Genomic DNA, 2,592 nt, shown 5'->3' on the forward strand with positions numbered 1-2,592 from the left:
CGTGCTTGCGGTACCGGAACAGCGGCTCGCGGACCTGGACCTGGTCCCAGCCAGCCGACAGCAGCCGCAACCACAGATCCCAGTCCTCGTTGCCTTCGCGCATGTCCTGGGCGTACGCGCCGACCGCTTCCCACGCGGCTCGCCGCAGCAGCACGCACCCCACCACGCCGTTGGACAGCAGCTGCTGGTAGGGGTTGAACGGCCTGCTGGCGTAGACCGCGTCGAGGTCTCCGAACAGCCGGGCCCAGCAGTGGGCGTACGCGGCCTGCGGTTCGGCCAGGAGCGCGTCGCGGAGCGTCTCGACGAACCCGGGCGTGATCTGATCGTCGGCGTCGAGCGGGACGACCAGGCGCGCCCGAGCCGACGCCATGCCGGCGTTGCGGGCGGCCGGCAGGCCGTGGTTGTCCTGGCGGATCACCCGCAGGCGCGGCCAGTCGAGTGCGTCGATCAGCCGGTGCGTGTCGGGATCGGTGGAGCCGTCGTCGACGACGATCACCTCGAACGAGGTGAAGGTCTGTTCGAAGACGCTGCGGATCGCGTCGTCGAGGAAGTGTCCCTGGTTGAAGCAGGGGATCACGACGCTGACCTCGGGCGCGTCCAGCTCGGGGAAGGCGCCGGCCTGCACGGCGCTGCGCAGGCGTTGACGGCGCGTGTCCTCGCCACGGCGCGCCTGCTCCTCCGGCCAGCTGGCGTACCGCCGGAACCGCTCCTTCACCCCGGCGGGGACGACGTGGACCGCGGCCCGTGCGGCCGGTTCCGGCAGGTGGCGCAGCACCGCCTTCGCCACGGTGGCCGCCCACCCCGATCGCGGTCGTTGGCGGATCGCGTCCTCGAGTTGCGTCAGCGCGGTCGTGGCCAGCCCTGCTTGTGAACGGGGATGGCGCACAGTGACCGGGTGGGCGTAGGCGGCCAGCGGATCGCCGTATGTGGGGGTCGGGGCGGCGGCGAGCCGACCGGCGAGCCGGCGGTCGTCGCACAGGCGCCGCAGCGCTGCCGCCAACCCGGCGACGGACCCGTCGTAGGTCAACGCCCCCGTCCGTGGTGAGAAGTACGGCCGGAACGCCGGCAGCTCGGGGACCACGACCGCGTGACCGAGCGCTCGCGCCTCGTGCGCGGCCAGGCAGAAGCTCTCGAACCGGCTCGGGATCACCACCGCCCAGGCGGTCGCCAGGGACCGGGCGAGCTCGTCGCGGGGGACGGGATCCTCGAAGCGGATCCGGTCGCGGTGCGCGTCGGGCACTCGCTCGCGCAGCCAGTCGCGCATCGGCCGTCCCGCCGCGACCGACCAGCCGTCCGCGCCCAGCAGGCGCACCGTCAGGTCGTACCCGGCCTCGAGCAGGCTCACGGCAGCGTCGACCAGGTCGTGTGACCCCTTGACCTCCCCCAGGCGGCCGAGCGCGACGAACTCGGGAGAGGCGGCCGGCGTGCGGGGCGCCGGCGGCGGTGGCACGACCGGCGGCTCCCCGGCCAGGATCCGCTCGGCTTCGGTGCCGTAGCGCTCGGACACCAGCGTCCCGAGCGGCGGGGACGGGACGACCACGGCGTCGGCCATGCGGAACACGTGGCGTTCCATGACGCGGACGTGGCCCCACTCCTCGTGCGCCGCCCCCATCGACTCGGCCATCAGGTCCACCGGGCCGTGAAGTCGCACGGTGAGCGGCACCCGCGTGAGGCCGAGCGTGTCGCGGCGCGCCAGTGCGGTGAACGCCAGGCCGTCGAAGTCGACGAACTCGACCCGCGCGACGCCGCCGCCGCTCACCAGCTCGGCGACCGCACGGGCGGCAGCGTCGGAGCGTCCCAGGAACGGCGTCGCCGCGCCCCCGTCCGGCGCGACCACGACGACCTCGATGTCGCTGGAGCGATCGGCGTCGATGTCACCCTCGTGGACGACCACGACCGTCACCGGCTGACCACCGTCAGCCAGACGTCGGCCGAGTTCGGCGATGACCGAGCCCGCCCCTCCCGGGAGGAACGGCGCGAGCTCCGTGGTGGCGAAAACGAGCCGGTCAGCCGTCATGGCGTGCCGTCCCGTCGCTCGCGCCGGCTGCGGCGACCACGCAGGAACCCGGCCAATGCCGCGACGTTGGCGGTGACGTGCGCGACGGGGATGTGCACGAACCTCGACCAGCCGTCGGCGTGGCGGTACTTGTGACGGGTGCTTCGCGCCACGCTCACGCCGAGTGGAGCGACCGCCACGGGTGCGACCCGCCGGTCGACGGCCAGGCCCAGCACCACAGCCGCGACCGTGGCCCCGTAGACGGCCAACAGCCGCCGGTAGGTCGCGCCACGCAGCCCAGCCAGGCCATCGCCGTGGCCCCAGCGGTACAGCGTCCGGGCGAGCTGGCGGTAGGAACTCGGGGGCGACCAGCGCACCACCGCCTCCCCGGCGAAGACGGGACGGTACCCCGCGGCCAGGAGCCTGTCGTCGAACAGCGTGTCCTCGGCGTAGTCCAGGTCCTCGGGGAACCCGCCGACCGCCTCCCATGCCGACCGGACGAACGCCATCGAACGTGCGGACGGCAGGAACTCGTCCTCGTTCACCTCCTCGCGGACGTACACGACGACCAGCCCCAAGCACGTCGCCTTGGTCGA

2 protein-coding genes are annotated in these 2,592 nt (G+C 73.4%); both read right to left on the reverse strand.

Translation table 11 applies throughout. The features are described from left to right. Positions 1-2,017: glycosyltransferase (locus tag M3N57_11515; GenBank protein MDP9023296.1), on the reverse strand; the 2,017-nt coding region annotated here is incomplete at its 3' end. Next, positions 2,014-2,592: hypothetical protein (locus tag M3N57_11520; GenBank protein MDP9023297.1), on the reverse strand; the 579-nt coding region annotated here is incomplete at its 5' end. The genes M3N57_11520 and M3N57_11515, both read right to left, overlap by 4 nt.

Source organism: Actinomycetota bacterium (genome assembly GCA_030776725.1).
Taxonomy (GTDB): Bacteria; Actinomycetota; Nitriliruptoria; order Nitriliruptorales; family JAHWKO01; genus JAHWKW01.